The organism is Acidovorax sp. GW823-FHT05D11 (assembly GCF_058795695.1).
Map to the genome: position 1 here is coordinate 1,229,784 of NZ_CM179502.1, position 25,149 is coordinate 1,254,932.

General features: G+C 64.2%; 26 protein-coding genes and 1 tRNA gene. 11 read left to right on the forward strand and 16 right to left on the reverse strand.

Annotated features, from left to right (window positions below):
- Window positions 1–23 precede the first annotated feature (23 nt).
- From argJ to AC3RCE_RS05635, 3 genes are read left to right on the forward strand one after another with little or no spacing between them, the layout of a single operon-like run.
- On the forward strand, window positions 24–1,253 hold the full coding sequence (argJ, locus tag AC3RCE_RS05625) for a bifunctional glutamate N-acetyltransferase/amino-acid acetyltransferase ArgJ (protein ID WP_492254694.1): 1,230 nt from the start codon (window positions 24–26) through the stop codon (window positions 1,251–1,253).
- Window positions 1,254–1,308: 55 nt separating this feature from the next.
- Complete coding sequence (locus tag AC3RCE_RS05630) at window positions 1,309–2,181, forward strand: ATP-binding protein (RefSeq protein ID WP_492244179.1); 873 nt, start codon at window positions 1,309–1,311, stop codon at window positions 2,179–2,181.
- Entirely contained in the window at window positions 2,159–2,638 is a 480-nt protein-coding gene (locus AC3RCE_RS05635; protein WP_492254695.1) for an NUDIX domain-containing protein, read from the forward strand. The genes AC3RCE_RS05630 and AC3RCE_RS05635 overlap by 23 nt, the downstream gene beginning before the upstream one ends.
- A 90-nt stretch (window positions 2,639–2,728) precedes the next feature.
- On the opposite strand, the gene AC3RCE_RS05640 is transcribed toward AC3RCE_RS05635, so the two are convergent.
- From AC3RCE_RS05640 to AC3RCE_RS05675, 8 genes are all read right to left on the reverse strand, one after another.
- On the reverse strand, window positions 2,729–2,956 hold the full coding sequence (locus AC3RCE_RS05640; protein ID WP_218293469.1) for a DNA gyrase inhibitor YacG: 228 nt from the start codon (window positions 2,954–2,956) through the stop codon (window positions 2,729–2,731).
- A gap of 40 nt (window positions 2,957–2,996) precedes the next feature.
- Complete coding sequence (gene zapD, locus AC3RCE_RS05645) at window positions 2,997–3,752, reverse strand: cell division protein ZapD (protein WP_218340321.1); 756 nt, start codon at window positions 3,750–3,752, stop codon at window positions 2,997–2,999.
- Between the two features lie 85 nt (window positions 3,753–3,837).
- Window positions 3,838–4,458, reverse strand: a complete 621-nt coding sequence (coaE, locus tag AC3RCE_RS05650; protein WP_492254696.1) for a dephospho-CoA kinase — start codon at window positions 4,456–4,458, stop codon at window positions 3,838–3,840.
- A 3-nt stretch (window positions 4,459–4,461) separates the two neighbouring features.
- Window positions 4,462–5,340 carry a prepilin peptidase gene (locus tag AC3RCE_RS05655; protein ID WP_218293472.1) on the reverse strand — a complete coding sequence of 293 codons (879 nt, stop codon included), beginning with the start codon at window positions 5,338–5,340 and terminating at the stop codon, window positions 4,462–4,464.
- Window positions 5,340–6,560 carry a type II secretion system F family protein gene (locus AC3RCE_RS05660; RefSeq protein WP_218293473.1) on the reverse strand — a complete coding sequence of 407 codons (1,221 nt, stop codon included), beginning with the start codon at window positions 6,558–6,560 and terminating at the stop codon, window positions 5,340–5,342. The genes AC3RCE_RS05655 and AC3RCE_RS05660 overlap by 1 nt, the downstream gene beginning before the upstream one ends.
- Window positions 6,561–6,578: 18 nt before the next feature.
- On the reverse strand, window positions 6,579–8,318 hold the full coding sequence (pilB, locus tag AC3RCE_RS05665) for a type IV-A pilus assembly ATPase PilB (protein ID WP_218293474.1): 1,740 nt from the start codon (window positions 8,316–8,318) through the stop codon (window positions 6,579–6,581).
- 128 nt (window positions 8,319–8,446) lie between these two features.
- A tRNA-Pro gene (locus tag AC3RCE_RS05670) sits at window positions 8,447–8,523 on the reverse strand.
- Window positions 8,524–8,564: 41 nt separating this feature from the next.
- Window positions 8,565–9,494: a polyprenyl synthetase family protein gene (locus tag AC3RCE_RS05675; protein ID WP_218294407.1), complete on the reverse strand. Its 930-nt coding sequence runs from the start codon at window positions 9,492–9,494 to the stop codon at window positions 8,565–8,567.
- 225 nt (window positions 9,495–9,719) lie between these two features.
- Between AC3RCE_RS05675 and rplU the strand changes: the two genes are divergently transcribed.
- The 4 genes from rplU to proB all read left to right on the forward strand — a co-directional run bounded on the left by rplU (window position 9,720) and on the right by proB (window position 12,782).
- The gene (gene rplU, locus AC3RCE_RS05680; protein ID WP_010462012.1) at window positions 9,720–10,031 is read left to right on the forward strand and encodes a 50S ribosomal protein L21; all 312 of its coding nucleotides are present in this window, start codon (window positions 9,720–9,722) and stop codon (window positions 10,029–10,031) included.
- Between the two features lie 15 nt (window positions 10,032–10,046).
- Window positions 10,047–10,304: a 50S ribosomal protein L27 gene (gene rpmA / locus AC3RCE_RS05685; RefSeq protein WP_008905145.1), complete on the forward strand. Its 258-nt coding sequence runs from the start codon at window positions 10,047–10,049 to the stop codon at window positions 10,302–10,304.
- A 172-nt stretch (window positions 10,305–10,476) separates the two neighbouring features.
- Window positions 10,477–11,547, forward strand: a complete 1,071-nt coding sequence (gene cgtA / locus AC3RCE_RS05690) for an Obg family GTPase CgtA (RefSeq protein WP_218293475.1) — start codon at window positions 10,477–10,479, stop codon at window positions 11,545–11,547.
- 92 nt (window positions 11,548–11,639) lie between these two features.
- Entirely contained in the window at window positions 11,640–12,782 is a 1,143-nt protein-coding gene (proB, locus tag AC3RCE_RS05695) for a glutamate 5-kinase (protein WP_218293476.1), read from the forward strand.
- Window positions 12,783–12,863: 81 nt separating this feature from the next.
- Here the strand turns inward: proB and AC3RCE_RS05700 are convergent, their stop codons facing one another.
- Window positions 12,864–13,532: an RNA pyrophosphohydrolase gene (locus AC3RCE_RS05700; RefSeq protein ID WP_218293477.1), complete on the reverse strand. Its 669-nt coding sequence runs from the start codon at window positions 13,530–13,532 to the stop codon at window positions 12,864–12,866.
- A 92-nt stretch (window positions 13,533–13,624) separates the two neighbouring features.
- Here AC3RCE_RS05700 and AC3RCE_RS05705 point away from each other — a divergent pair, with 92 nt between their 5' ends.
- Both AC3RCE_RS05705 and AC3RCE_RS05710 read left to right on the forward strand, forming a co-directional pair.
- A complete protein-coding gene (locus AC3RCE_RS05705) occupies window positions 13,625–15,367 on the forward strand; it encodes a proline--tRNA ligase (protein WP_492254697.1) in 1,743 nt (580 codons plus the stop codon).
- Window positions 15,364–16,053, forward strand: coding sequence for a lytic transglycosylase domain-containing protein (locus AC3RCE_RS05710; RefSeq protein ID WP_492244174.1), 690 nt, complete (start codon window positions 15,364–15,366; stop codon window positions 16,051–16,053). Before AC3RCE_RS05705 ends, AC3RCE_RS05710 begins: the two co-directional genes overlap by 4 nt.
- Window positions 16,054–16,282: 229 nt before the next feature.
- Here AC3RCE_RS05710 and paeA read toward each other — a convergent pair whose 3' ends face one another.
- The 7 genes from paeA to hemA form a co-directional block, all read right to left on the reverse strand.
- Window positions 16,283–17,632 carry a polyamine export protein PaeA gene (paeA, locus tag AC3RCE_RS05715; RefSeq protein WP_492254698.1) on the reverse strand — a complete coding sequence of 450 codons (1,350 nt, stop codon included), beginning with the start codon at window positions 17,630–17,632 and terminating at the stop codon, window positions 16,283–16,285.
- Between the two features lie 159 nt (window positions 17,633–17,791).
- Window positions 17,792–18,799: an AAA family ATPase gene (locus AC3RCE_RS05720; RefSeq protein WP_218340314.1), complete on the reverse strand. Its 1,008-nt coding sequence runs from the start codon at window positions 18,797–18,799 to the stop codon at window positions 17,792–17,794.
- Window positions 18,800–18,950: 151 nt separating this feature from the next.
- Window positions 18,951–19,634, reverse strand: coding sequence for a hypothetical protein (locus tag AC3RCE_RS05725; RefSeq protein WP_218293482.1), 684 nt, complete (start codon window positions 19,632–19,634; stop codon window positions 18,951–18,953).
- Window positions 19,635–19,794: 160 nt separating this feature from the next.
- A complete protein-coding gene (gene grxD / locus AC3RCE_RS05730; RefSeq protein ID WP_218293483.1) occupies window positions 19,795–20,118 on the reverse strand; it encodes a Grx4 family monothiol glutaredoxin in 324 nt (107 codons plus the stop codon).
- A 53-nt stretch (window positions 20,119–20,171) separates the two neighbouring features.
- The gene (prmC, locus tag AC3RCE_RS05735) at window positions 20,172–21,014 is read right to left on the reverse strand and encodes a peptide chain release factor N(5)-glutamine methyltransferase (protein ID WP_492254699.1); all 843 of its coding nucleotides are present in this window, start codon (window positions 21,012–21,014) and stop codon (window positions 20,172–20,174) included.
- Window positions 21,015–21,088: 74 nt separating this feature from the next.
- Window positions 21,089–22,177 (reverse strand): peptide chain release factor 1, encoded by a 1,089-nt coding sequence (prfA, locus tag AC3RCE_RS05740; RefSeq protein ID WP_492254700.1) that lies wholly within the window; start codon window positions 22,175–22,177, stop codon window positions 21,089–21,091.
- Window positions 22,178–22,292: 115 nt separating this feature from the next.
- Window positions 22,293–23,609 carry a glutamyl-tRNA reductase gene (hemA, locus tag AC3RCE_RS05745; protein ID WP_218293486.1) on the reverse strand — a complete coding sequence of 439 codons (1,317 nt, stop codon included), beginning with the start codon at window positions 23,607–23,609 and terminating at the stop codon, window positions 22,293–22,295.
- 72 nt (window positions 23,610–23,681) lie between these two features.
- Between hemA and AC3RCE_RS05750 the strand changes: the two genes are divergently transcribed.
- Window positions 23,682–23,960: a hypothetical protein gene (locus AC3RCE_RS05750; protein ID WP_492254701.1), complete on the forward strand. Its 279-nt coding sequence runs from the start codon at window positions 23,682–23,684 to the stop codon at window positions 23,958–23,960.
- Between the two features lie 111 nt (window positions 23,961–24,071).
- Complete coding sequence (locus tag AC3RCE_RS05755; RefSeq protein ID WP_218293488.1) at window positions 24,072–25,043, forward strand: Bug family tripartite tricarboxylate transporter substrate binding protein; 972 nt, start codon at window positions 24,072–24,074, stop codon at window positions 25,041–25,043.
- The last annotated feature ends 106 nt before the right edge of the window (window positions 25,044–25,149 follow it).

Consider the following 25,149-nt stretch of genomic DNA (forward strand, 5'->3'; position numbering starts at 1 on the left):
TTATCAGAAAGGCCCTGTCTCCCATGCCTGTCAATCTTGTCGCCCCCGTGGCCGCCGATCTGCACCCGATCGCCGGCGTCCGCATTGGTGTTGCCGAAGCCGGTGTCCGCAAGGCCCATCGCAAGGACCTCACCGTGTTCCTGCTGGACGAGGGCGCCAGCGTGGCGGGCGTGTTCACGCAGAACCGTTTTTGCGCCGCACCGGTGCAGATCAGCCGCGACCACCTTGCCGCCGGCCAGGCGATCCGTGCGATGGTGGTCAACACCGGGAATGCCAATGCGGGCACGGGAGCCGATGGCCTGGCGCGTGCTCGGGCCACCTGCGGCGCGCTCGCGCGCCAGCTCGGCGTGGCGCCCGAGCAGATCCTGCCGTTCTCCACCGGCGTGATCATGGAACCCCTGCCCAGCGACCGCATCGAGGCCGGCCTGCCCGCCGCGATTGCCGACGCGCAGCCCGGCCATTGGGCCCGTGCGGCGGAAGGCATCATGACCACCGACACGCTGCCCAAGGCGTTCTCCGCGCAGGTGCAGATCGGCGGCGCCACGGTGTCCATCACCGGCATCAGCAAGGGCGCCGGCATGATCCGGCCCAATATGGCCACCATGCTCGGCTTCATGGCCACGGACGCCTGTGTGGCCCCGGCCGTGATGCAGCAGCTGGCCCGCGAACTGGCCGACGGCTCTTTCAACCGGGTCACGATCGACGGCGACACATCGACCAACGACTCGTTCGTGGTGGTGGCCACCAACAAGGCCGCGCATGCGCCCATCGCTTCCCTGGCCAGCGCCGAGGGCCAGGCCCTGAAGGCAGCCATGCTGGCGGTGTCGCAAAAGCTCGCCCAGGCCATCGTGCGCGACGGCGAGGGAGCCACCAAGTTCATCACCGTCCGGGTAGAAGGTGGCAAGACGGGTGACGAATGCCGCAAGGTGGCGTACACCATCGCCCACTCGCCCCTGGTCAAGACAGCGTTCTATGCCAGCGACCCGAACCTGGGCCGTATCCTCGCGGCCGTGGGGTATGCCGGCATTGATGATCTGGACCAGACCGGCATCGACCTGTACCTGGACGATGTGCATGTGGCGGTCAAGGGCGGCCGCAATCCGGCCTACCGCGAGGAGGATGGGCAGCGCGTGATGAAGCAAAGCGAGATCACCGTGCGTGTCCTGCTGGGCCGGGGCAGCGTGTCCGACACGGTCTGGACCTGTGATTTCAGCCACGAGTACGTGACCATCAATGCGGACTACCGTTCGTGAGTAACTCCTGATTTGATAGCTGCTAGCGCTTTATTCACAAGCGCTGAAGGCGAAAATGAACGAAAAATTTGAACACCTGATCGAGCGGGCCGAGCAACTGATCGCCCGCATTGAATCCGTGCTGCCCCAGCCGCTGGGCGCGCCCGACTGGTCGGGCTCGATCGCCTGGCGCTACCGCAAGCGCAGCAGTGGCCACGGCACCCTGGAACCCGTGCGCCATGTCGCCGGCATGCAGCTGTCGGACCTCAAGGAAATCGACGGGCAGAAGGAGAAGATCGCGCGCAACACGGAGCAGTTCGTGCAGGGCAAGCCCGCCAACAACGTGCTGCTGACCGGAGCCCGCGGCACCGGCAAGTCCTCGCTCATCAAGGCCTGCCTCAATGCCTATGCGGGGCGGGGCCTGCGCCTGATCGAAGTGGACAAGGCCGACCTTGTCGACCTGCCCGACATCGTGGACGTGGTGTCCGACCGGCCAGAGAAATTCGTCGTGTTCTGCGACGACCTGAGCTTTGAGGAGGGCGAGCCGGGCTACAAGGCCCTGAAGTCGATCCTCGACGGTTCGGTGGCGGCGGCCACGCCGAATGTGCTGATCTACGCGACGAGCAACCGGCGCCACCTGCTGCCTGAGTACATGGCGGAAAACCTCACCTACACCCACACCGAGGATGGCGAAGTGCACCCCGGCGAAGTGGTGGAAGAGAAGATTTCGCTGTCGGAGCGGTTCGGCCTGTGGGTGAGCTTCTACCCCTTCAGCCAGGAGGAGTACCTGACCATCGTGGCCCAATGGCTGTCCTCCCTGGGGGTGTCCGGGGCCGCGATCACGGCCGCGCGGCCCGAGGCACTCGTCTGGGCGCTGGAGCGCGGCTCGCGCAGCGGCCGCGTGGCCTACCAGTTCGCGCGCGACTATGCGGGACGGCACAGTGGCTGATTCCGCAACCACGCCCCTGGTTCCCGCCCCGCAAGCCAGCCGAAAGCACACGGAGGTCGCGGTGGGCATCCTGCTGCGCGCCGATGGCGCCATGCTGTTGTCCACCCGCCCGCCGGGCAAGCCCTATGCCGGGTACTGGGAGTTTCCGGGCGGCAAGCTGGAGGCGGGCGAAACCGTGGAGCAGGCACTGCGCCGCGAATTGATCGAGGAGCTGGGCGTGACCATTGGGGCGGCCAGCGTATGGAAAGTCACCGAGCACGACTACCCGCATGCCCTGGTGCGCCTGCACTGGTGCAAGGTGTGGGAATGGTCGGGACAGTTCGAGATGCGCGAAGGGCAGGCCATGCAATGGCAGCAGATTCCGCTGACGGTATCGCCTGTCTTGCCCGGTGCCTACCCGGTTCTGCAGTGGCTTGCGCAGGAGCGGGGCGCGGAGTTTTCGCCGCCACCTCCGTAGACTGCTATTGAATTAATAGCTATTTGCGCTTGCAGATCGGGCGCTGGGCGGCGATTTCCCTGAAGATGCGGGCTGGCCTGCCAGCCGGGGTCAGTGTTGCAGGCGTGGATCGCCGTACTGTGCATCGGTGGGCGGGGCCTCTGCGGGCATCCGGAAATCCTCGCTTGCCCAGGCACCGAGGTCAACCTGCTTGCAGCGCTCGCTGCAGAACGGGCGGTAGGCATTGGCAGGGCTGTAGACGCTGTCTCCACCGCAGGTGGGGCAGGTCACGGTGCGGGCGGCGGTTGCCGCATCGGGGCGGGGGGCGGGAGCGGCCATGTCTCGTCGTCGTCCTCAAATCACGACCCAGCGCCGAGCCTCAGGCGCACAGGGTCAGTTCAAACGCAGCGTCCTCGCTGCAGGCGTGCAGGCGTCCATCGCCCTCCAGCCGCATGAGCCGCACCGAGACGATGAGGCGGTTGCCGCTGATTTCGGGAATCAGGTCCAGGGCGGGATCGATGCGCAGGCGCAGCAACTGGAACGTGCGGCCCTGCGGCAGATTCTGCTGGAACTGGCCGCGCTCGGCAGCCACCTTCTGGGGCACGCCGGAATCGCGCAGCAGCTTGAGCAGCACGTAGATGGATTCAGCGAGGGGGGCCAGTGTGGACGCCCATTCCTCGAGCGCCTGCTGCCGCACGGCGGGCGCATGGTGCTGCCATGCGTAGTAGGCGGGCAGGTCAAAGCCGCATGTACCCCCTGGAATGCCGACTCGGCTGCGGATGCTCATCAGCCAGTCGTTTTCCGTGAGCGAGTGGCCCGACTTGCCGGACTGGGTATTGAGCGCGGTGAAACAACGGTCCAGCTGGGCGATGATCGCATCCAGCGCCGCTTCGGAGATCGAGGGATTGCCCCGGTAGCTGTCGAGCTGGTGCTTGTGCTTCTCGATGTCCTTGAGCACGTCCGACTTCAGGTCGGCCCGCGCTGCGACGTCCATGATCTCGAAGATCGTGACCAGCGCGAAGTGATGATCGAGCGCGTGGGAGCGGGGTATCAATTCCCCCAACCGGCGAAACAACTGCTCAAGCCGCAGATAGGTTCTGAGACGCTCGTTAAAGGGATATTCGTAAAGGATCACGCTGGCGGGTTCCTGGGGGCTCAGGGGGTATTCTGACGCCGGTGGCGCACGGCATGGAGTGAAAGCACAAACGGTTTCGTTCGCATCATAGCCCGAACAGCGCCGCTGCCTGCCGGGTTTGCGCGTGCAGGTTCTCCAGCGTGCAATCCCTGTCGTTGGCAATCACGGCATCTGCGACGGCCCGCCGGGCCGGGCGGCTGGCTTGCGACGCAATGATGCCCAGCACCACCTCCCGTGTCAGGCCGTTGCGCTGCATGACGCGTTCGATCTGCGTTTCAGCAGAGCAATCGACCACCAGCACCGCGTCCAGCCTGCGGGCCCAACGACCGGATTCCGCCAGCAGCGGAATATCGAACACGATCAGCGCATGGCCCTCGTGCGCCGCCTGCTCGGCCTTCAAATTGCCGTGAAGGGTGACGAGCGGGTGCACGATCCCTTCGAGCTGGGCCCGTGCCTCCGGCCGGCTGAAGGCCAGTGCACGCATGCGGCCCCGGTCCAGCGCCCCGGTGGCATCCACGAAGTCGCTGCCGAAAGTCGCGCGGATGGCCTCCATGGCCGCTCCGTGCGGGCCTGTGACCTCACGGGCGATCTGGTCCGCGTCGATCAGGCTGGCGCCCAGGGAGGCCAGCACATGGCCCACCGTGCTCTTGCCGCTGCCAATGCCACCGGTCAGGCCCAGACGCAAGGGATGCTTGCGTGGATTCATCGTTCAAAGGCCCAGGAGTTTCAGCACCGTGTCCAGAATGGCTTGGGGCCCGAACACCATCGCCGTGAATCCCGCCCCCACAAGAAAGGGGCCGAAGGGGATGTAGCCGCCTTCACGCAGGCTGCTGAAGATTTTCATCGCGATGCCGATGACGGCGCCGATCACCGAGGACATCAGAATGATGGGTACGAGGGCCTGCCAGCCGAACCAGGCTCCCAGCGCGGCAAACAGCTTAAAATCCCCATACCCCATGCCTTCCTTGCCGGTGGCGAGCTTGAACCCCCAGTAGACCAGCCAAAGCGAAAGATAGCCCGCCACGGCGCCGAACACCGAGGCGTGCAGCGGTACTGCGATCCACTGCAGGGCAGACGACAAAAGGCCGGCCCACAGCAGCGGCAGGGTGATGTCGTCGGGCAGGAGGGTGGTGTCCCAGTCGATGAATGCCAGTGCCACCAGGGCCGCCGAGAAACCACACCATGCAATCCCCGTGGCCGTGACACCCCAGCGCTGGATGCAAAAGAAGAACAGGGCACCGGTCGCCATCTCGATCAGAGGATATCGGAGCGAGATCCGCGCCTTGCAGGCCGAGCAGCGGCCCCGCAGAAAGAGATAGCTGACGACAGGAATGTTCTCGTACCACTGCACCAAGTGCCCGCAGGACGGGCAGCGAGAGCGGGGGACCATGAGATTGAACCGCTCTGGCTCGGGATGCGCCGGGCTGGTATCAGCTTGTGCGGCCGGCGCCTGCATCGCCTGCACCTCTTCAGTCCACCGGCGCTCCATCATCTTGGGCAGCCGGTAAATGACCACGTTGAGAAAACTGCCGATCAGAAGCCCCAATACCGCACCCCAACTCGCATTCCACCAAATCTCCATCTCCATCACACGACTTGGCCAAGCTTGAAGATGGGGAGGTACATCGAGACCACGATCCCGCCAATCAACGTTCCCAGGAAGACAATGATGATGGGTTCCATGAGGCTCGACAGGCCTGCCACCATTTCATCCACTTCTGCTTCGTAAAAATCGGCAGCCTTGCCCAGCATGTGGTCGATGGAGCCCGATTCCTCGCCAATGGCACACATCTGAAGCACCATGGACGGGAAAATATTGGCATTGCCCATGGCTGCGGTAAGGCTCGTGCCGGTGGAGACTTCCTGCTGGATTCTTTCGGTGGCCATCGAATATACGGAATTGCCCGAGGCGCCGCCCACCGAGTCGAGCGCTTCGACCAGAGGCACGCCAGCCGCGAACATGGTGGATAGCGTTCGGGTCCATCGCGCCACACAGGACTTCTCCACCAGCGCACCGAAGATTGGAATCTTCAACAGTATTCGATCCATGAGCATCTGCATTTTTTCATTTCTTTTCCATGCTTGCATGAAGAAGAAAAAACCACCGCCTATTGCGCCAAAAATAAGCCACCACCATTTCACAAAAATCTCACTTATTGCCATTACAAACAAGGTGGGTGCAGGCAAATCTGCTCCAAAAGAAGTAAAAACTTCTTTGAATGCAGGAATTACAAATATCATAATCACAGTAACAACAACGAATGCAACAATAATAACTGATATTGGATACATTAGTGCTGATTTGATTTTTGATTTTATGGCCTCCGTTTTTTCCATGTAGGTGGCCAGTCGATCAAGCAGTGCTTCCAGAATACCCGCGGCCTCGCCCGCTTCCACCAAATTGCAATACAAGCTGTCAAAATACATCGGATGCTTGCGGAATGCAGCATTCAGCGACGTGCCTGTTTCCACGTCAGAGCGGATGTCATTGAGCAGTTTGGTAACGCTTGCATTTGTATTGCCTCGCCCCACAATGTCAAATGATTGGAGGAGGGGTACCCCAGCTTTCATCATGGTTGCAAGCTGCCGAGTGAACAGAGCAATGTCCTTGGGCTTAATCTTCTTGCCCGACCGCATGCGCCTTTTCTTGATCTTTGTCGGGAAAACACCCTGGCGGCGCAGGGTGGCTTGCACTTGGTTTTCCCCGGAAGCGCGCACCTCGCCGCGCACGATTTTCCCATGCCGGTCCTTGCCTTCCCACTCGAAAACAAATTCCTTGATATCCCGTGATGATGCAGCAGTTGCCATGCTGGTCCCTCTAACTCGTTATTCGTTGGTGACGGCAAGCACTTCTTCCAGCGAAGTGAAACCTAATCTTGCTTTGTGCAGGCCGGATTCGCGCAGTGAGCGAACACCTTCCGCTCGTGCCTGCTCGGCGATCTCAAGCGCGCTTCCGTCTCGCAATATGATGCGCTGGATGTCTTCCGAGATTGGCATCACCTGATATATGCCGACCCGGCCCTTGTAGCCGTTGTTGCAGGCCGAGCAGCCTACAGGACGGTAGGTTACCCAGCTTCCGTCGATGTCCTCATCCTTGTAACCCGCTTCGAGAAGGGATTCGTGCGGTATATCGGCCGGCACCTTGCACACGGGGCACAGCCTGCGCGCAAGGCGTTGCGCGGTAATAAGAATCACGCTGGACGCGATATTGAATGGGGCAATCCCCATATTGCGCATCCGAGTCAGGGTCGTGGGGGCATCGTTGGTGTGCAGGGTCGACAAAACCAAGTGACCCGTCTGCGCTGCCTTGATGGAAATATCTGCGGTCTCCAGATCGCGAATTTCACCGACCATGATGATGTCGGGATCCTGCCGCAGAAAGGATTTCAGGGCCACGGCAAAAGTCAACCCCGCTTTTTCATTGACGTTGACCTGATTGACCCCGGGCAGGTTGATTTCCGACGGGTCTTCCGCGGTGGCAATGTTCACGCCCGGCTTGTTTAGCAGGTTCAGGCAGGTATATAGCGACACGGTCTTGCCGGAACCCGTCGGGCCCGTGACCAGAATCATTCCATAGGGGCGCCCTATGGCCTCCAGCAGCCGCTCTTTTTCCTGGGGTTCGTAGCCCAGCGCATCAATCCCAAGCTTGGCGCTGCTCGGGTCCAGGATACGAATAACGATTTTTTCCCCAAACAGGGTGGGGAGGGTGCTCACACGGAAGTCGATCACCCTGTCCGGGCCCACTTTCAATTTCATGCGTCCGTCTTGCGGGACTCTCTTTTCTGAAATATCCAGGCGGGAGATCACCTTGATGCGGGATGCGAGCTTGTCCTTGATCGCGATGGGCGGGGACGCGATTTCCCGGAGTTCTCCATCGATCCGGAATCTCACCCGGTACTGGTGTTCGTAGGGTTCAAAATGCAGGTCCGAGGCCCGCATATTGAATGCGTCGAGCAGCATCTTGTGCAGGAACTTGACGATGGGCGCATCTTCCACATCGCCGGCACCGGCGTCGTTGTTGTCGGGTGCTTCTTCTACGGCTACATCGTCGAAATCAAAGTCGCCTCCACCGCTCACCAGGGTGTCCATCGACTCACTGGTTGATTTTGTGGTGGATTCTACCAGTCGGCTGAGCTTGTCATATTCAGCGATAATCCAATCCACCCCCATCTGGGTCGTGAATTTGATTTTCTCGGCAGCTTCCTGGTCGGTGGGATCGGCGGTCGCGACGATAAGGCGATTATTGCGTTTGCTGAGGACAACGACCCGGTACGCCTGGCATATTTTGGGGTCGAGAAGCTCTTTGGGCAGTCGAAGCGGATCAATCGCTTCCAGATCCAGCAAGGGCGCACCAAACACGGCTGAAACGGTGTGCGCCAAATCGGCAGCCGACACGGCACCAGATCCCGTCAATTCCGCAATAAAACTGGTGCGGCTGATTTGTGATTTTTTGTAAATGTCCTCTGCCGACTTTTGGGTCAACTTGCCGGCGGACATCAACGCCCTGCCCAATCCGGGAAGGGCCACTGCAGAGGCTTCTTTGGGGGCAGTATCAACAGCGGCCATGTAACCGGTAATGTGTTAGGTGTGGAAAAGAATCCATCCTATCATCACCGATCAGCCACAAGCTGTACAGCCATCGATATTGGCAACAGCACCACAGAACCGGCGCTTTTGTTGAAAATGCGGTCTTGTGGTCGGGGTGAGAGGATTCGAACCTCCGGCCTCTACGTCCCGAACGTAGCGCTCTACCAGGCTAAGCTACACCCCGTTGTGTGCGATTGCACTCGAAAGTGGATGCAATGGGGCATCTCAGTTGCGTCGTGCAAGCAATTGTGCGGCCAATTCTAGCAAACCTGCTGAATAGGCATTGGCGGGTAATTGCTCGGCCGCGGCCATGGCGCGGCGGGCCTCGCCGAAGGCCGCCGCCCGGGTGATGTCCAGTGCGCCGGTGTCGCGGACAATCTGCACGATCTCGGCCAATTGGTCGGTGGAGCCCTGTTCAATGGCGTGGCGCACGGTCTGCGCCTGGCTCTGCGTTCCGCGTTCCATGGCGGCGATCAGGGGCAGGGTGGACTTGCCTTCCCGAAGATCGTCTCCCAGATTTTTACCCATTTCCACTGCGTCGCCGTCGTAGTCGAGAACGTCGTCAATGATCTGGAAGGCGGTTCCCAGTGCCTGCCCGTAGGTTGCGCAGGCCTCTTCGACATCGGGCGGACTGCCCGCCAGCACCGCGCCGAGGCGGGCGCTGGCTTCAAACAGCTTGGCGGTCTTGGACCGGATGACACGCAGGTAGCCCGCTTCGTCCAGCGATGCATCGTGCATGTTCATGAGCTGCAGCACTTCCCCCTCGGCGATCACATTGGTGGCTTCCGAGAGTATTTCCATGATGCGCATGCTGCCCGCCTCGACCATCATCTGGAAGGAGCGGGTGTGCAGGAAATCGCCGACGAGCACGCTGGCAGGATTGCCGAAAGTTTCGTTGGCAGTGGGGCGGCCGCGGCGCAGGGTGGAGGCATCCACGACATCGTCGTGCAGCAGGGTGGCGGTGTGGATCAGCTCCACGACGGCCGCGAGACTGTGGCGCTGCGCGCCTCGGTAGTCCAGGGCTCCGCACACCATGAGCAAAAGCGCGGGCCGCAGGCGCTTGCCGCCGGCGGCAATGATGTATTGGGATATCTGCGCGACCAGGGGAACGCTGGAAGTCAGGCGCTGACCGATGACCTTGTCGACCTCGTGCATGTCTTGTGCAACGAGCAGGAGGGGCGATGCGGCGGGGGCGGTGTGGTCAGTCAAGATGGTGGTCGCAGAAAGAGACCGGATTATAGGAAGCCCTGAAGGCGCCCCGGCGCGTTGCGCGAGGCCGCCGCTCGGCCGGCATGCGGGGGCTGGCGCTGCTCGGATCGATGCGCTATACTCTTGGGCTCTGCGGAAATTCGTCTGCAGAACTCATATCAAGAGGTCAACATGTACGCGGTCATAAAAACCGGCGGCAAGCAGTATCGCGTTGCTTCCGGCGAAAAAATTAAAGTAGAACAGATTGCTGCGGACGTAGGCCAGGAAATTGTGATCGATCAGGTTTTGGCAGTCGGCAACGGCGCTGAACTCAAGATCGGTACGCCCCTGGTGTCCGGCGCAACCGTGAAAGCCACTGTCGTGGCCCACGGCAAGCACGACAAGGTGCACATCTTCAAGATGCGCCGTCGCAAGCACTATCAAAAACGCCAAGGCCATCGCCAGCAGTTCACTGAGCTGCAAATCGGTGCGATTGCTGCTTAATCGAAGGAGCTAGTCATGGCACAGAAAAAAGGCGGCGGCTCTACGCGAAACGGGCGCGACTCCAAGCCAAAGATGCTGGGTGTCAAGGCGTTCGGTGGTGAACTGATCAGCGCTGGCTCGATCATCGTGCGCCAACGCGGCACGCGTTTCCACCCCGGCAACAATGTCGGCGTGGGCAAGGATCACACCTTGTTCGCCCTGGTGGACGGCCACGTGTCGTTCGGCACCAAGGGTGCGTTGTCCAAGTCCACGGTCAATGTGACTCCTGCCTGAGGTTCATTCCTCCGGTAGCCATCGAAGCCCCGCTTTGCCGGGGCTTTGTTGTTTGGTCTGTACGATGGCGCGTTCAAGCCATTCGCAGACAGCGCCTCCGAGGCGTTCCGCTGCTCCGACCTGCCGGGTAACCTGCCGTCGGTGCCGCGCCCTTTTGTAAACTGGATATCCCATGAAGTTCGTCGATGAAGCCTTTATTGACATTGCCGCAGGCGATGGTGGCAATGGCTGCGTGTCTTTCCGGCATGAAAAGTACAAGGAGTTCGGCGGTCCCAACGGGGGCGACGGTGGGCGCGGCGGGCATGTGTTCGCGGTGGCGGATCCGAATCTGAACACCCTGGTGGATTTTCGCTACTCGCGGCGCCACGAGGCCAAGCGCGGGGAGCATGGCATGGGATCGGACATGTTCGGTGCCGCTGGCACCGACATCACCCTCAAGATGCCCGTGGGCACCATCATCACCGACGCTGAAACAGGCGAAGTGCTGTACGAGCTGCTCAACCCGGGCGAGGTCATCACCATCGCCAAGGGCGGGGATGGTGGTTTTGGCAACATGCGCTTCAAGAGCGCCATCAACCGCGCGCCCCGCCAGAAGACGCCGGGCTGGCCCGGCGAGAAGAAGAACCTGAAACTGGAACTGAAGGTGCTGGCCGACGTGGGCCTGCTGGGCATGCCCAATGCGGGCAAATCGACCTTCATCACGGCGGTGTCCAACGCCCGCCCCAAGATCGCGGACTACCCGTTCACCACGCTGCACCCCAACCTGGGCGTCGTGCGCGTGGGCCCTGAGCAGAGTTTTGTGGTGGCCGATATTCCCGGGCTGATCGAAGGCGCTTCGGAAGGTGCAGGCCTCGGGCACCAGTTCCTGCGCCACCTGCAGCGCACCCGCCTGCTGCTGCACATTGTCGATCTGGCGCCCTTCGATGATGCGGTGGATCCGGTGGCCCAGGCCAAGGCCATCGTGAACGAGCTCAAGAAATACGACCAGCAGCTGTACAACAAGCCGCGCTGGCTGGTGTTGAACAAGCTGGACATGGTGCCCACCGAAGAGAGGGAAACGCGGGTGAAGGACTTCGTCAAGCGCTTCAAGTGGAAAGGGCCCGTCTTCGAGATTTCTGCCCTCACGCGCGAAGGCTGCGAGCCGCTGATCCATGCCATCTTCCGCCACGTGCAGTCCGAGCAGCGGGTGGAGAACGAGCCGGTGGAGGTGGATCCCCGCTTTGCCGGAGATGCTCCGGCCTGATCCGCCGCAAAGCCTTTCTGGTTTGAGTGCTATATTTTTAATAGCTATCGGCGCTTGATGGACAGGCGCTAGTGGCCAAAAACACTAAAAAAATGGTTTCCAGCGTATTGCGTGATGCCCGCCGCATCGTGGTCAAGGTGGGTTCCAGTCTTGTGACCAATGAGGGGCGTGGCCTCGACGAAACCGCCATTGGTGAATGGAGCCGCCAGCTGGCGGCCCTGGTGCGTGGCGACGGCGGCGTACCCCGCGAGGTCGTGATGGTGTCCAGTGGTGCCATTGCCGAAGGCATGAAGCGCCTGGGCTGGACCACGCGGCCGCACGAAGTCCACGAGTTGCAGGCCGCTGCCGCCGTCGGACAGATGGGACTGGCGCAGATGTACGAAACCAAGCTGCGCGAGCAGGGCATGGGCAGCGCGCAGGTGTTGCTCACCCATGCGGACCTGGCTGACCGCGAGCGCTACCTGAACGCGCGCTCGACCTTGCTCACGCTGCTGCGCCTTGGCGTGGTGCCGGTGATCAATGAGAACGACACCGTCGTGAACGACGAGATCAAGTTCGGCGACAACGACACGCTAGGTGCCCTGGTGGCCAATCTGGTGGAGGCCGATGCGCTGATCATCCTGACCGACCAGAAGGGGCTGTACACGGCCGATCCGCGCCGTGATGCATCGGCGCAGTTTGTCCACGAAGCCAAGGCGGGCGACCCGGCGCTGGAGGCCATGGCCGGCGGCGCGGGTTCCAGCATCGGCAAGGGCGGCATGATCACCAAGATCCTGGCGGCCAAACGGGCTGCCGGCTCGGGGGCGTCCACCGTGATTGCCTGGGGGCGTGAATCCGACGTACTGGTCCGCCTCGTGCGGGGCGAGGCGCTGGGCACCTTGCTCGTGGCCCAGACGCAGAAGAAGCAGGCCCGCAAGCAGTGGATGGCCGACCACCTGCAGCTGCGGGGTTCGGTGGTGGTGGACGCCGGGGCGGCCGCCAAGGTGCGGGATGAAGGCAAGAGCCTGCTTCCCATCGGGATGACGGCGGTGGAGGGCGACTTCTCCCGTGGTGACGTGATTGCCGTGCGCGACGCCTCCGGCGCTGAAATTGCCCGCGGCCTGGCCAACTATGCGGCGGCCGAGGCGCGGATGCTGTGCCGCAAGCCCTCGACGGAGTTCGAAAGGCTGCTGGGGTATGTTGCGGAGCCGGAGATGGTGCACCGCGACAATCTGGTGCTGGCTGCCACCAGCTGATGGCCAAGTCCCAGGCCACTCGCACACGGTCAAACGCCTGCTCTGTGCAGGCGTTTTTCATGGCGGCTGGCCACTGAAGGGCTAGCGCGGCGTGGTGACCGTGGGCAGGCCGTCCAGCTCCCCCGGCACACTGTTCTGCGGGTCGGGATCGAAGCTGGCGCCCGGAGGGAGCTCCATTCCCGGATTGATCAGCATGGACCCGGTTCGGAACATCGTGCCCGCGTGCTCCCCTTCGCGCGTGCGCATGCCGCTGCGCAGGTAGCGGTTGCGCTGCTCGTGGCGGGGCAGGTAGCGCGCCAGTTCCGTGAGGGCCATCTCATAGACGCCTCGCTTGAATTCGACCACCACGTCCAGAGGAACCCAGTAGTCGTTCCAGCGCCAGGCGTCGAATTCCGGGTGGTTGGTGGCACGGAGGTTCAGGTCCCAGTCGTGGCCCACCAGTTGAAGCAGATACCAGATTTGTTTCTGGCCTTTGTAGTGTCCGCGTGCATCGCGGCGGATGTACCGGTCAGGCACCTCATAGCGCAACCAGTCCCGGGTGCGGGCCACCACGCGCACGTGGTTGGGCAATAATCCCACTTCTTCATGCAGTTCACGGAACATGGCCTGTTCGGGGGTTTCACCCCGGTCAATGCCGCCTTGCGGGAACTGCCAGCTGTGGGTGCGTATGCGCTTGCCCCAGAACACCTGGTTTTTCTGGTTGAGCAGGATGATGCCGACGTTCGGCCGAAAGCCGTCCCGGTCAAGCATAATCAAACCCCAAATTTTTAAACTATGTCCATTATGCACGGCGCCTAGCGTGCAGCAAGTGGGCTGCCCCGTTCTGCCCGAAATCGATTCCGATGAAAGCCTCCCAATTCTTTATTTCCACCCTCAAGGAAGCTCCGGCGGATGCCGAAGTGGTCAGCCACAAACTCATGACGCGGGCGGGGCTGATCAAGAAGCTGGGCGCTGGCATCTACAACTACATGCCCATGGGGCTGCGGGTGATCCGCAAGGTCGAGGCCATCGTGCGCGAGGAGATGAACCGCGCGGGGGCCGTGGAGCTGACCATGCCCGTGGTGCAGCCGGCCGAGCTGTGGCAGGAAACGGGCCGTTTCGACAAGATGGGCCCCGAGTTGCTGCGCATCCAGGACCGCCATGGCCGCGATTTCGTGGTGCAGCCCACCAGCGAGGAAGTGATCACTGACATCGCGCGCCAGGAGCTCAAGAGCTACAAGCAGCTGCCCAAGAACTTCTACCAGATCCAGACCAAGTTCCGCGATGAGCGCCGCCCACGCTTTGGCCTGATGCGTGGCCGCGAGTTCATCATGAAGGACGCCTACAGCTTCGACCGCGACCAGGCGGCGGCCAAGGCCAGCTACCAGGTCATGGCACAGGCCTATCGCCGCATTTTTGACCGCTTTGGCCTGACCTACCGCGCCGTGGCGGCCGACAGCGGCGCCATCGGTGGCGACCTTTCCGAAGAGTTCCAGGTGATCGCCGCCACCGGCGAGGACGCCATCGTCTACTGCCCGGCGAGCGACTACGCCGCCAACATGGAAAAGGCCGAAGCCCTAGCCCCCGCCGGTCCACGCGGCGCTGCCACGGGGGCGCTGACCAAGACGGCCACGCCGGGCAAGAGCACCTGCGCCGACGTGGCAGAGCTGCTTGGCGTGCCACTGGCGACCACCGTGAAGTCGCTGGTCCTGGCCACGGACGAAACCAATGAGGCGGGCGAGATCGTCAAGACCCAGGTCTGGCTGCTGCTGCTGCGCGGCGATCACGACATGAACGAGATCAAGGTGGCCAAGGTGCCGGGCATGGCGGGTTTCCGCTTTGCCACGCTCTCCGAAATCGAGGACCACTTTGGCTGCAAGCCCGGCTACCTGGGCCCCATCGGCCTGAAGAAGCCTCTCAAGATCGTGGTGGACCGCGAGGTGGCCGTCATGGCCGACTGGATCTGCGGCGCCAACGAGCCCGATTTCCACATCACCGGCGTCAACTGGGGCCGCGACCTGCCCGAGCCCGATGCCGTGGCCGACCTGCGCAACGTGGTGGCGGGCGACCGCTCGCCCGACGACAAGGGCGAACTGGCCATCGAACGCGGCATCGAGGTGGGCCACGTGTTCTATCTGGGCACCAAGTACAGCAAGGACATGAACGCCACCTTCCTGGGTGACGACGGCAAGCCTGCCTTCTTCGAGATGGGCTGCTATGGCATCGGCGTCACGCGCCTGCCCGCCGCCGCCATCGAGCAGAACCATGACGAGCGCGGCATCATCTGGCCCGACGCCATCGCTCCGTTCACCGTGGTCGTGTGCCCCGTCGGCATGGACCGCAGCGAGGCCGTCAAGGCCACGGCCGAATCGCTGTATGCGGACCTGCTGGCCGCGGGCGTGGACGTGATCCTGGACGACCGTGGCGAGCGCCCTGGCGCCATGTTCGCCGATTGGGAGCTGATCGGCGTGCCGCACCGCGTGACCATCGGCGACAAGAGCCTCAAGGAGGGCGTGGTCGAATACCAGCATCGCCGTGACACGGCGGCCACCAAGGTGCCCACGGCAGACATCCTGGCCCACGTGAAGGGCCGCATGGCGGTATGAGCGAGGCGCGGCTGGCTTTGGCGGTAGGGGGGACGCCCGAGGGCGGCGGCCTGTCCCGCCGTGCATGCCTGGCCGCCCTGTCCGCCCCCGCGGCGTGGCTGGCGGCCCCTGCAGCGGCGCATGCGGGCGGCCAGCTCGAAGAGCCCCTGATGGACTCCGTGCGCACGGCGCTGAGCTCGGCCATTGCCAACCAGGCCCCGCCCGAACCCGAGTTCTTCACCACCGAGGCCCGCATCCACTACCTGCGCTGGCTGGGCACCATGAGTGACCGGCTGCGCCGCCGCAAACCCGAGTGGGAGATCCGGCGCGACTTCCTGCAGACCGCCTGGTACGAATCCAAGCGCGCCGGGCTCGATGTCTCCCTGGTCCTGGGGCTGATCCAGGTCGAAAGCGCCTTCCGCAAGTTTGCCGTCTCCAGCGTGGGCGCTCGCGGCTACATGCAGGTCATGCCGTTCTGGACGCGCGTGATCGGCGACGGCGATGCGGGCAAGCTGTTCCATCTGCAGACCAATCTGCGCTTTGGCTGCGTGATCCTTCGCCACTACGTCGACCGGGAACGGGGTGACCTGTTCATGGCGCTGGGCCGCTACAACGGCAGCCGTGGGCGCTCGCCCTACCCGGATGCGGTGTTTGGCGCCCAGCGCAACTGGCTGTTTGGCGAGAAGCCTCAGCTGCCCGCAGCCTGAAGCGGTCCCCTGCGGCGCCCGGCCTTGGTGCCAACGCAGCCCGGCGCCGGAGGACAGACCCGTGGAATCCGCGCAGCGGCCATCGATGCGGATACGGGTGCTCCTATTCCTATAGCTGCTGGCGCTTATGCTGAGGGCGTTGGAGCCCGATTTGATCCATGCTTTGGCAGGCCGCTGTGGCAGGCGCCGTGCCGCACCGGGCCCGACGGGCATGACCGCGAAGGCATCCCTACTTCACAGGCGCCGCGGTGCTGTCCGCCGGAGGGGGCGCGGCAGGGCTTTCCGCCTGGGGCGCACCCAGGCGGGACACCATCACCTGGTCGATGCGGTAGCTGTCCACGTCCAGCACCTCGAACTTGTAGCCGCCCCAGCTCACGCTGTCCGTGCGGCGCGGTACGCGGCGCAGCATCACCATCAGGAAGCCGGCCAGCGTCTCGTATTCTTCCGCGTGGGGCAATTCGTCGAGCGACAGCGCATGCAGCACGTCTTCGATCGGCGTGACACCGTCGATGAGCCATGAATTCTCGTCGCGCCGCACGATCTGCTCTTCGTCCGCCGGGCCCACCAGGTCGCCCATCACCGTGCTCATCACGTCGTTCAGGGTCACCACGCCCACCACCAGGCTGTACTCGTTGACGATGACGGCAAAGTCCTCGTGCACCTGGCGGAACTGCTCCAGCACCTCCGAGAGGGTGAGCCGGTCGGGCACGATCAGCACCTTGCGCACCAGGCTGTCGTCCGCCAGCGAGATGGGCTGGTTGTTCAGCACGCGCTGGAAGAGATCCTTCGCGTCCACGTAACCCACCACGTGGTCGATGTCGCGCTCGCAGACGGGGTAGGTCGAAAACGGCTCGGCCGCGATGCGCAGGCGGATGACGGAGTCGGGCTCGTCGCGCAGGAAGAAGGCGATCCGGTCGCGGGGCGACATGGCGCTGGACACCGTGCGCGTATCCAGCTCGAACACGTTGGTGATGACCTGCTGCTCGCGGGCCGCCAGCACCCCGGCGCGCGCGCCCGCCTCCATCATCGCCAGGATGTCGTCCGAGGTGATGCGGTCATCGCGCAGGGACGACATGCCCAGCACCCGGAACAGCGCATCGGCCCCCCGGCTGTAGAACCACACCACGGGGCGCAGCAGCGTCATGCACCAGGCCATGGGCTGTGCCAGCCGCACCACCAGGCGCTCCGGCTCGGCCATGCCCAGGCGCTTGGGAAACAGGTCGGCAAACAGGATGAACAGCGAGGTGATGACCAGGAACGACGCGAGGAAGCCGGCGGTCTGCGCGGTCGGCTCCGAAAACCACAGTCCGAACAATGCGCTGAAATGGGGGCTCAGCGCTCCCTCGCCCACGATACCGCCGAGGATGGCCACGGCGTTCTGGCCCACCTGCACCACCGTGAAGTAGTCGCCGGGCTGCTCCTGCATGCGCAGCACCCGGTCAGCGCGCGCGTCCCCCTCATCGGCCATCTGGCGCAAACGCAGGCGGCGCGCCGCCGCGAGCGAAATCTCGGCCATCGAAAAAAAGGCGCTGGCCGCGATGAGCAGGCCGATGATGAAAAGGCTTTGGGACAGGGTCATGGGACGGGCTACGGCGAAGGCGGGCAGGGCGCTGGGCAAGCCCCTTGGACAAGTGTAGCGGCCAGCCTGCCTGCCGTCCCAGTGCGCGCCCACGCTGCCGGGGCTGGAGGAGGCCCGGCAGCGCTGGCGCCTGGGCCGCCTCCAGCCAGCGTTGCCTGGCTACTGCATGAAACCCATGCGCCCCTTGGCGCTGGCGGCGCGCGGCAGGTCCGACACCTCCACGGTGCTGCGCTGCGCGAGCCGCGCGTTGCCGAAGCCGGTCATGAGCGCGCGGCGCATCTCGCGCGGCGGCATCTGGGCCAGCTGGTCCAGCACGTCCGGCGTGGGGTCGGGGTCGAGGCGCCGACCCCAGTCGTGCCCCGCGCGGATGCCGTGGTAGAGGTTCAGGGCGATGGCGCGGGCCTGTTCCTGGTTGGGCGGCTGCACCTGGTACACATTCATGCGGTTGAGGATGGGGTCGGGAATGCCCCGTTCATCATTGGCCGTGGTGATCCAGATGACCTGGCTCGCGTCGATGGGGATCTCGGCGAACTCGTCGGTGAAGCTCTGCGCCGTGTCGTGCTCCAGCAGGCTGTACAGCGCGCCCATGGGGTCGTACTGCGCATCGGTGCTGGCCTTGTCGATTTCGTCGACGACGATGACGGGATTGGCGTATTCGCCCTCCACCAGGGCCTCGAACACCTTGCCCGGGCGCGCTCCCTTCCATTGCGCCGATGAGCCCGACAGCAGCCAGCCCGCGGTCATGGAGCTCATGGGCAGCAGGTTCATGCCGGTGCCCAGCAACTCGGCCAGATGGCGCGCGAAGTGGGTCTTGCCGATGCCGGGCGGGCCCAGCAGCAGCATGGGCGTGACCTCCAGGCCGTCGCTGCTGTCCTGCGCCAATGCCACGTGGCGCTTCACGTCGTCCAGCACCTCGGTGAAGTTGGGCAACTGCCCGTACAGGCTGGCCATGTCGGGGATGCCCGAGGGCTTGACCTGAAAGCGCTCCGGGCCACGCTCCAGCATGCGTTCGTAGACGGTGCGCAGGGTTTCGTATTCGCGCTGGTTGCCGGACTCCTGCAGCCGTGCGAGCTTGCGCTCGACATCGCCGGGGTGGAACACGTTGCGCATCTGGGCCACCGGCAGGCGCAGGGCGGGTGGCTGGGGAACAAGGCTATGGCTGGTCATTGCATGCTCCTTCGTGGTGTGAGGTCACGCAACCATTCAAGCACACAACGTGCCGGCCGGATGATAGGGGTTCAATGGATCGGACGAAAGTCCATTGAATCTCTCGAAGTGTTACAAAGCCTCTCGAAGCTCTACGGGCCCAACCAGTTGGCTATTGCACCTTCTGGAAGGGGATGCCCTCCGACATGCTGGCGCCCAATTCGGATGGCCGATTGAAGAAATACATGGTTGCGCCAACCCGGTGCATCGCCACATTGATCTCCTGAATGTGGGAGCTTGGGCGCAGGTAACACTGCCGACCTCCGATGGGAACCGGCAAGCAAGAGTAGACGCCAAACTGGATGAACTCATGGACCTCGGGACCAACGAGTGTCCAGCCAACCGTGCCAGTAGAAACAAAATCGTCGAACTCGGCGGTGATGTTGATTTCAGGATAGTGCGCAGAATTCCACGTGCGTGCAGTACGCGTGGTTTGCCCAGCGTGTGAAAGAACGCGGGGCGTTTGTGTTAGTTCAGCTCTGGCGTCCCCCGTACAACCTGGGCCGGTGTAATAGGTGCCTTTTGCCACCAGGCCCAAGCTGCCATTCTCGTTCAGAGTGATGGAGTAAGTCGTTTTGAGGAATGCAGATGAGCAGGCTTCCCAGGTGCCCACATATTTCGCGAGCCCGGAGGGCACAGTTGGCGGGTCGGTCGGGACTGGATTGCCGGGCGGTGGCTCGGACGCAACGGGTGGACTCGGGTCGTCTGAACCACCGCATGCCGCGAGAAGGGCCGTAAGAAAAAAGGCCGCGACAACGCGCGATACACGTCTGCCAAAAGTGCTTTTGGGATTCATGGGTGTCTTGGGGGAGAGCCTGAGCAGACGGCGGTTTTACCATGAAGTCAAACATTCTCGGTTGCCCCTCCATGGGGTAGTTTCCCCATTTCCATATCGCCCTGGAGCGAAAGCAAAAAGCCGCCCGCAGGCGGCTGTGTGGGTGCGAACCGATATGGGCTCAGCCTTCGGTGCCCAGCACCTGCTTGAGTTCGCCCGACTCGTACATCTCCATCATGATGTCCGAGCCGCCGATGAACTCGCCCTTCACGTACAGCTGGGGAATCGTGGGCCAGTTGCTGTAGTCCTTGATGCCCTGGCGGATTTCGTCGTCCTCGAGCACGTTGACGGTGACCACGGCTTTGGGGTCCACGCCGCAGGCCTTCAGGATCTGGATGGCGCGGCCCGAGAAGCCGCACATGGGGAAGCTGGCGCTGCCCTTCATGAACAGCAGGATGTCGCTGGATTTGACGAGGGCGTCGATGCGTTGCTGGGTGTCGCTCATGGGGATACTCCTTGAAAGAGGCGGGCGAGCCTCACCGGCCCGCGATGGGGGGATTATTTCACTGTCGGCCACTGTCCGCCCGAGCAGCGCGCGATGCCGGCCAGATCGTTGCGGCTTTGCACCTGGATGAAACCGGTGGCGGCGAGCAGGGCCCGCACGGCGGGGGCCTGGTCGTGCCCGTGCTCCAGCAGCAGCCAGCCGCCGGGCCGCAGGTGCGCGGGGGCCTGGGCCACGATGGCGCGGATGTCGTCGAGCCCGTCGGCGCCGCTGGCCAATGCCTGCAGGGGCTCGTGCCTGAGCGCGGCCAGGTGCGGGTCGGCGCTGGCGATGTAGGGAGGGTTGGAGACGATGGCATCGAACAGGCCCGGCACGCCTGCCAGCCAGTTCGCTGGCTGGAACTGCACGGCCAGGTCCAGGCGCCGGGCGTTGGCCTGCGCCACGGCCAGCGCATCGGCGCTCGCGTCCACCGCCAGCACCTGGGCGGTGGGGCGCTGGTGCTGCAGCGCCAGCGCGATGGCGCCGCTGCCGGTGCCCAGGTCCACGACGCGGGGGGCGGGCAACGGGGCCATCACCTCCAGCGCCCAGTCCACCAGCGTTTCGGTGTCGGGGCGCGGGTCCAGCACGCGCGCATCCACCTCCAGGGGCAGGCCGTAGAACTCCTTGCGGCCGGTGAGGTAGGCCACGGGCTCGCCCGCCACGCGGCGCTGGCACAGGGCGATGAACCAGGCGTGCACGGCCTCGTCCAGCGCGTCCGTGTCGTGCGCCAGCAGCCAGGCGCGGCCGGCGTCGGGCCGGGCCAGGGCGTGCAGCAGCAGCAGTTGCGCATCGATGCGTTCCAGGCCCAGGGTGCGGGCCTGGGCCAAAGCCTGGGCAAGGGTGGGGGAGGTGTTGTTCACTACTATTTTGATAGCTACTGGCGCATGTCCATCAAGCGCCAGAGGCCAGTTTGGTTCAAATCCTGGAATGGAGATCAGCCCGTGGTGCCCATCTCCAGCTCTTCCAGCTGCTCGGCCTCGCGCGCGTGGGCCAGGGCCTGCAGCACGTCGGCCAGGTCGCCTTCCATCACGTACAGCAGCTTGTACAGCGTGAGGTTGATGCGGTGGTCCGTCAGGCGCCCCTGCGGAAAGTTGTAGGTGCGGATGCGGTCGCTGCGGTCGCCGCTGCCGATCAGGCCCTTGCGCAGCGCGGCCTCCTTGGCGGCACGCTCGCTGCGTTCTTTTTCTTGAATGCGCGCCTGTAGCACCTGCAGGGCCTTGGCCTTGTTGGCGTGCTGGCTGCGGCCGTCTTGGCATTCGGCCACGATGCCGGTGGGCAAGTGCACCACGCGCACGGCGGAGTCGGTCTTGTTGATGTGCTGGCCGCCCGCGCCGGATGCGCGGAAGGTGTCGATGCGCAGGTCGGCCGCGTTGAGCTTGATGGCCTCGTGCTCGTCGGGCTCGGGCATCACGGCCACGGTGCAGGCGCTGGTGTGGATGCGGCCCTGTGTTTCGGTGGCGGGCACGCGCTGCACGCGGTGGCCGCCGGACTCGAACTTGAGCGCGCCGTAGACGTTCTCGCCTTCGATGCGCAGCACGATTTCCTTGTAGCCCCCCAGCTCGGCCGCGTTCTCGCTCACGATCTCCACCTTCCAGCCCACGCGGTCGGCGTAGCGGGTGTACATGCGCGTGAGGTCGCCCGCGAACAGGGCCGATTCGTCGCCGCCCGTGCCGGCGCGGATTTCGACGAACGCATTGCGCGCGTCGTCAGGGTCCTTCGGCAACAGCAGGCGCTGCAATTCGTCTTCCAGCTGCAGCAGTTCGGCTTCGGCACTGGTGATTTCTTCCTGCGCCATCTCGGCCATGTCGGGGTCGGCCAGCATCTCGCGCGCGCCGGCCAGGTCGGCCTCGCGCTGCTGGTAGCGGGCGTAGCGGCCCGCCACCTGCGTGACCTCGGCATGCTCGCGCGAGATGGTGCGGTACTGCGCCATGTCGCTCATGATGTCCTCGCGCGAGAGCAGGAAGTCGAGTTCGCCCAGGCGCTGCGCGTAGCGCTCCAGCTGGCTTCGGAGAAAGGGTTTCATGGAATCCTGGAGAAATGGGTTGCTACGGATTTTGTAGCTGTTAGCGCTTGTGTATCAAGCGCTGAGGGCCGATCTGGCTTGAAATCGGAACGGGCTGGGGTGCGGGCGGGCGCCGCTACAGGCCGTTGTGGGGGGTCTTGCTTTGCGAGCGCAGGAACAGGCGCGAGACGGTCTGGGCCGTCTGGGCGCGCATCTCGGCGTCGCCCGCGCGCAGCTCGGCCAGGGTGCCGTGCAGCATTTTCTGTGTGAGGCCACGCGAGAGGGCTTCGAGCACGGCGTCCACATCCTCGCCCTTGGCCAGCAGCTTCTTGGCGCGCGCGATCTCCAGGGCGCGCCACTCGTCGGTCTGGGCGTTGAGCTGCTGGATCAGCGGCACCACGCCGCCGGTCTCGCCGGCCGGGCTGCGCAGCTCCATCCAGTGCATGAAGCTCTGCACGCCCGCGTCGATGATGGCCTCGGCCTGCGCCACGGCGGCCTGGCGGTTGGCCTGGGCCGTCTGCACCACGGTGGCCAGGTCGTCCACGGTGTACAGGTACACGTCGCCCAGGGCCTTGACCTCGGGTTCGATGTCGCGTGGCACGGCCAGGTCGACCATGAAGATGGGGCGGTGGCGGCGCTTTTTCAGCGCGCGCTCCACGGCGCCCAGGCCGATGATGGGCAGGCTGCTGGCGGTGCAGCTGATGACGGCGTCGAACTCGTGCAGGCGCTCGGGCAGGTCGGCCAGGCGCATCACCTCGCCGCCAAAACGGGTGGCGAGCTTTTCGCCGCGCTCCAGCGTGCGGTTGGCAATCGCGATCTGCTTGGGGTTCTTGGCCGCGAAGTGCGTGGCGCACAGCTCGATCATCTCGCCCGCGCCGACGAACAGCACGCGGATCTTGCCGAGGTCTTCGAACAGCTGGCTGGCCAGGCGCACGGCGGCGGCGGCCATGCTGATGCTGTGCGCGCCGATCTCGGTGCTGGTGCGCACCTCCTTGGCCACGGCGAAGCTGCGCTGGAAGAGCTGGTTGAGCGTGGTGCCCAGGGCGCCAGCGGTCTCGGCGGCGCGCACGGCATCCTTCATCTGGCCCAGGATCTGGGCCTCGCCCAGCACCATCGAGTCGAGCCCGCTGGCCACGCGGAAGGCGTGGCGCGCGACCAGGCTGTCCTCGAGCGTGTAGGAGTGCGAGCGCAGCAGCGCGGGGCTCACGCCGCCGCTCTGGGCCAGCCAGCCCAGCGTGTGGTCCATGGCGGGCTGCTCGCCCGCGCAGTAGATTTCGGTGCGGTTGCAGGTGGAGATGATGGCCGTTTCCACCCCGGGGTGGCGGCTGGAGGTGCCCAGCGACTGGCGCAAACCGTGCAATGTGGGGGCGATCTGGTCGAGCGCGAACGCGAACCGGCCGCGCAGATCGAGCGGCGCGGTGGTGTGGTTGATGCCGAGGGCCCAGACTGCCATAGTTCCCGATTATAAAATTGTTGGCCCGAACAGGCGGCCTTGCCTGTTCAAGCCTTGATGTGGGTCAATTCCATGGGTCCTCTGGACGTTTTCAATCACCTGCTCAACTTCGTGGCACCCGCCGCGGCCGCGGCCCTGCTGCTTGCCTTGTCGGGGCGCTTCATCGGCTCCAGAACACCCCTGCCGCTGTCTGGCGGGTTTCGCCTTGCGATCGTCTTCACCGTGGGCGCGGCAACCCTGGCCGCCGGACTGGTGGTGTGGGGGCGCGACGGCCGTATGCTGACCTATGCCGCGCTGGTGGTGGCCTGCGCCACCTGCCAGTGGGTGCTGGTGCGCGGCTGGAAGGCCTGACCGGCCGCACACCCGCGCGCAATGCCGTGCCATGCCCCGCACCCGCCGCCGGGCGGGGCGGGTGCACACTCCCCGATCCTCAACAACACAAAAACCTGGAGATAGAACACGATGACGCTCAAGCATTCCTGGCCCGTACTGGCCGCGGGGCTCGCCCTGTCGGTGGCCGCGCAGGCCCAGCAGGCCTTTCCTTCCAAGCCCGTGCGCATCGTCATCGGCTTTCCGGCCGGCGGTCCGCTGGACCAGCATGCACGCTTGCTCACCGACAAGCTGCAGGCCGTGCTGGGCCAGCCCGTGGTGGTGGACTACAAGGCCGGTGCGGGTGGCACCGTGGGCGCGCAAGACGTGATGAAAGCGCCGCCCGACGGCCACACCATCATGCTGGCCAACACGGGCGTGATGGTGATCAACCCCGGGCTCTACAGCCGCCTGCCGTATTCCACGCTCAAGGATTTTGTGCCCATCGCGCGCACCGCCATGCAGCCGTTGGCCCTTTTGGTGAACCCTGGCGTGCCCGCCAAAAACCTGCAGGAGTTCATGGCCTACGCCAAGTCGCGGCCGGGCCAGGTCAACTTCGGCTCGGCGGGCAATGGCGGCATCAGCCACCTGGTGCCCGAGATGTTCAAGACGGCCACCGGCCTGTTCATGGTGCACATCCCCTACCGGGGCAGCGCACCCGCGTTCACCGACCTCATGGGCGGCCAGGTGCAGTTCATGGCCGAAAGCATTCCGCAGGCCGCCAGCTACCACAAGCAGGGCAAGGTGCGCGCCCTGGCCGTGACCAGCAAGGAGCGCAACCCCGCGCTGCCTGACGTGCCCACGGTGATCGAGAGCGGCATCAAGGGTTTCGAGGTGGTGGGCTTCTACGGCTTCCTGGCTCCGGCCGGGACACCCAAGGATGTTGTCAACAAGCTCAGCGATGCCTTCGGCCAGGTGCTGCAGATGCCCGAGGTGCGCAACCGCATGGTGACTCAGGGGGCGGACCCGGCCTTCCTGGGGTCGGACGACTTCGCGAAATTCCTGGCTGCAGAGATGCCGCGCTGGGCCGACGCGGTGAAGAAGTCGGGCGCTAAATTGGACTGATCCCCTGAGGCGCTGCGCGCCTTCCCCCTGGAAGGGGGACGCCACCGGTGGCCCGGCAAAGCCGGTTCCACGGTGGCGCGGGCCTTGGGGCGGGGTTGGGGCGGGG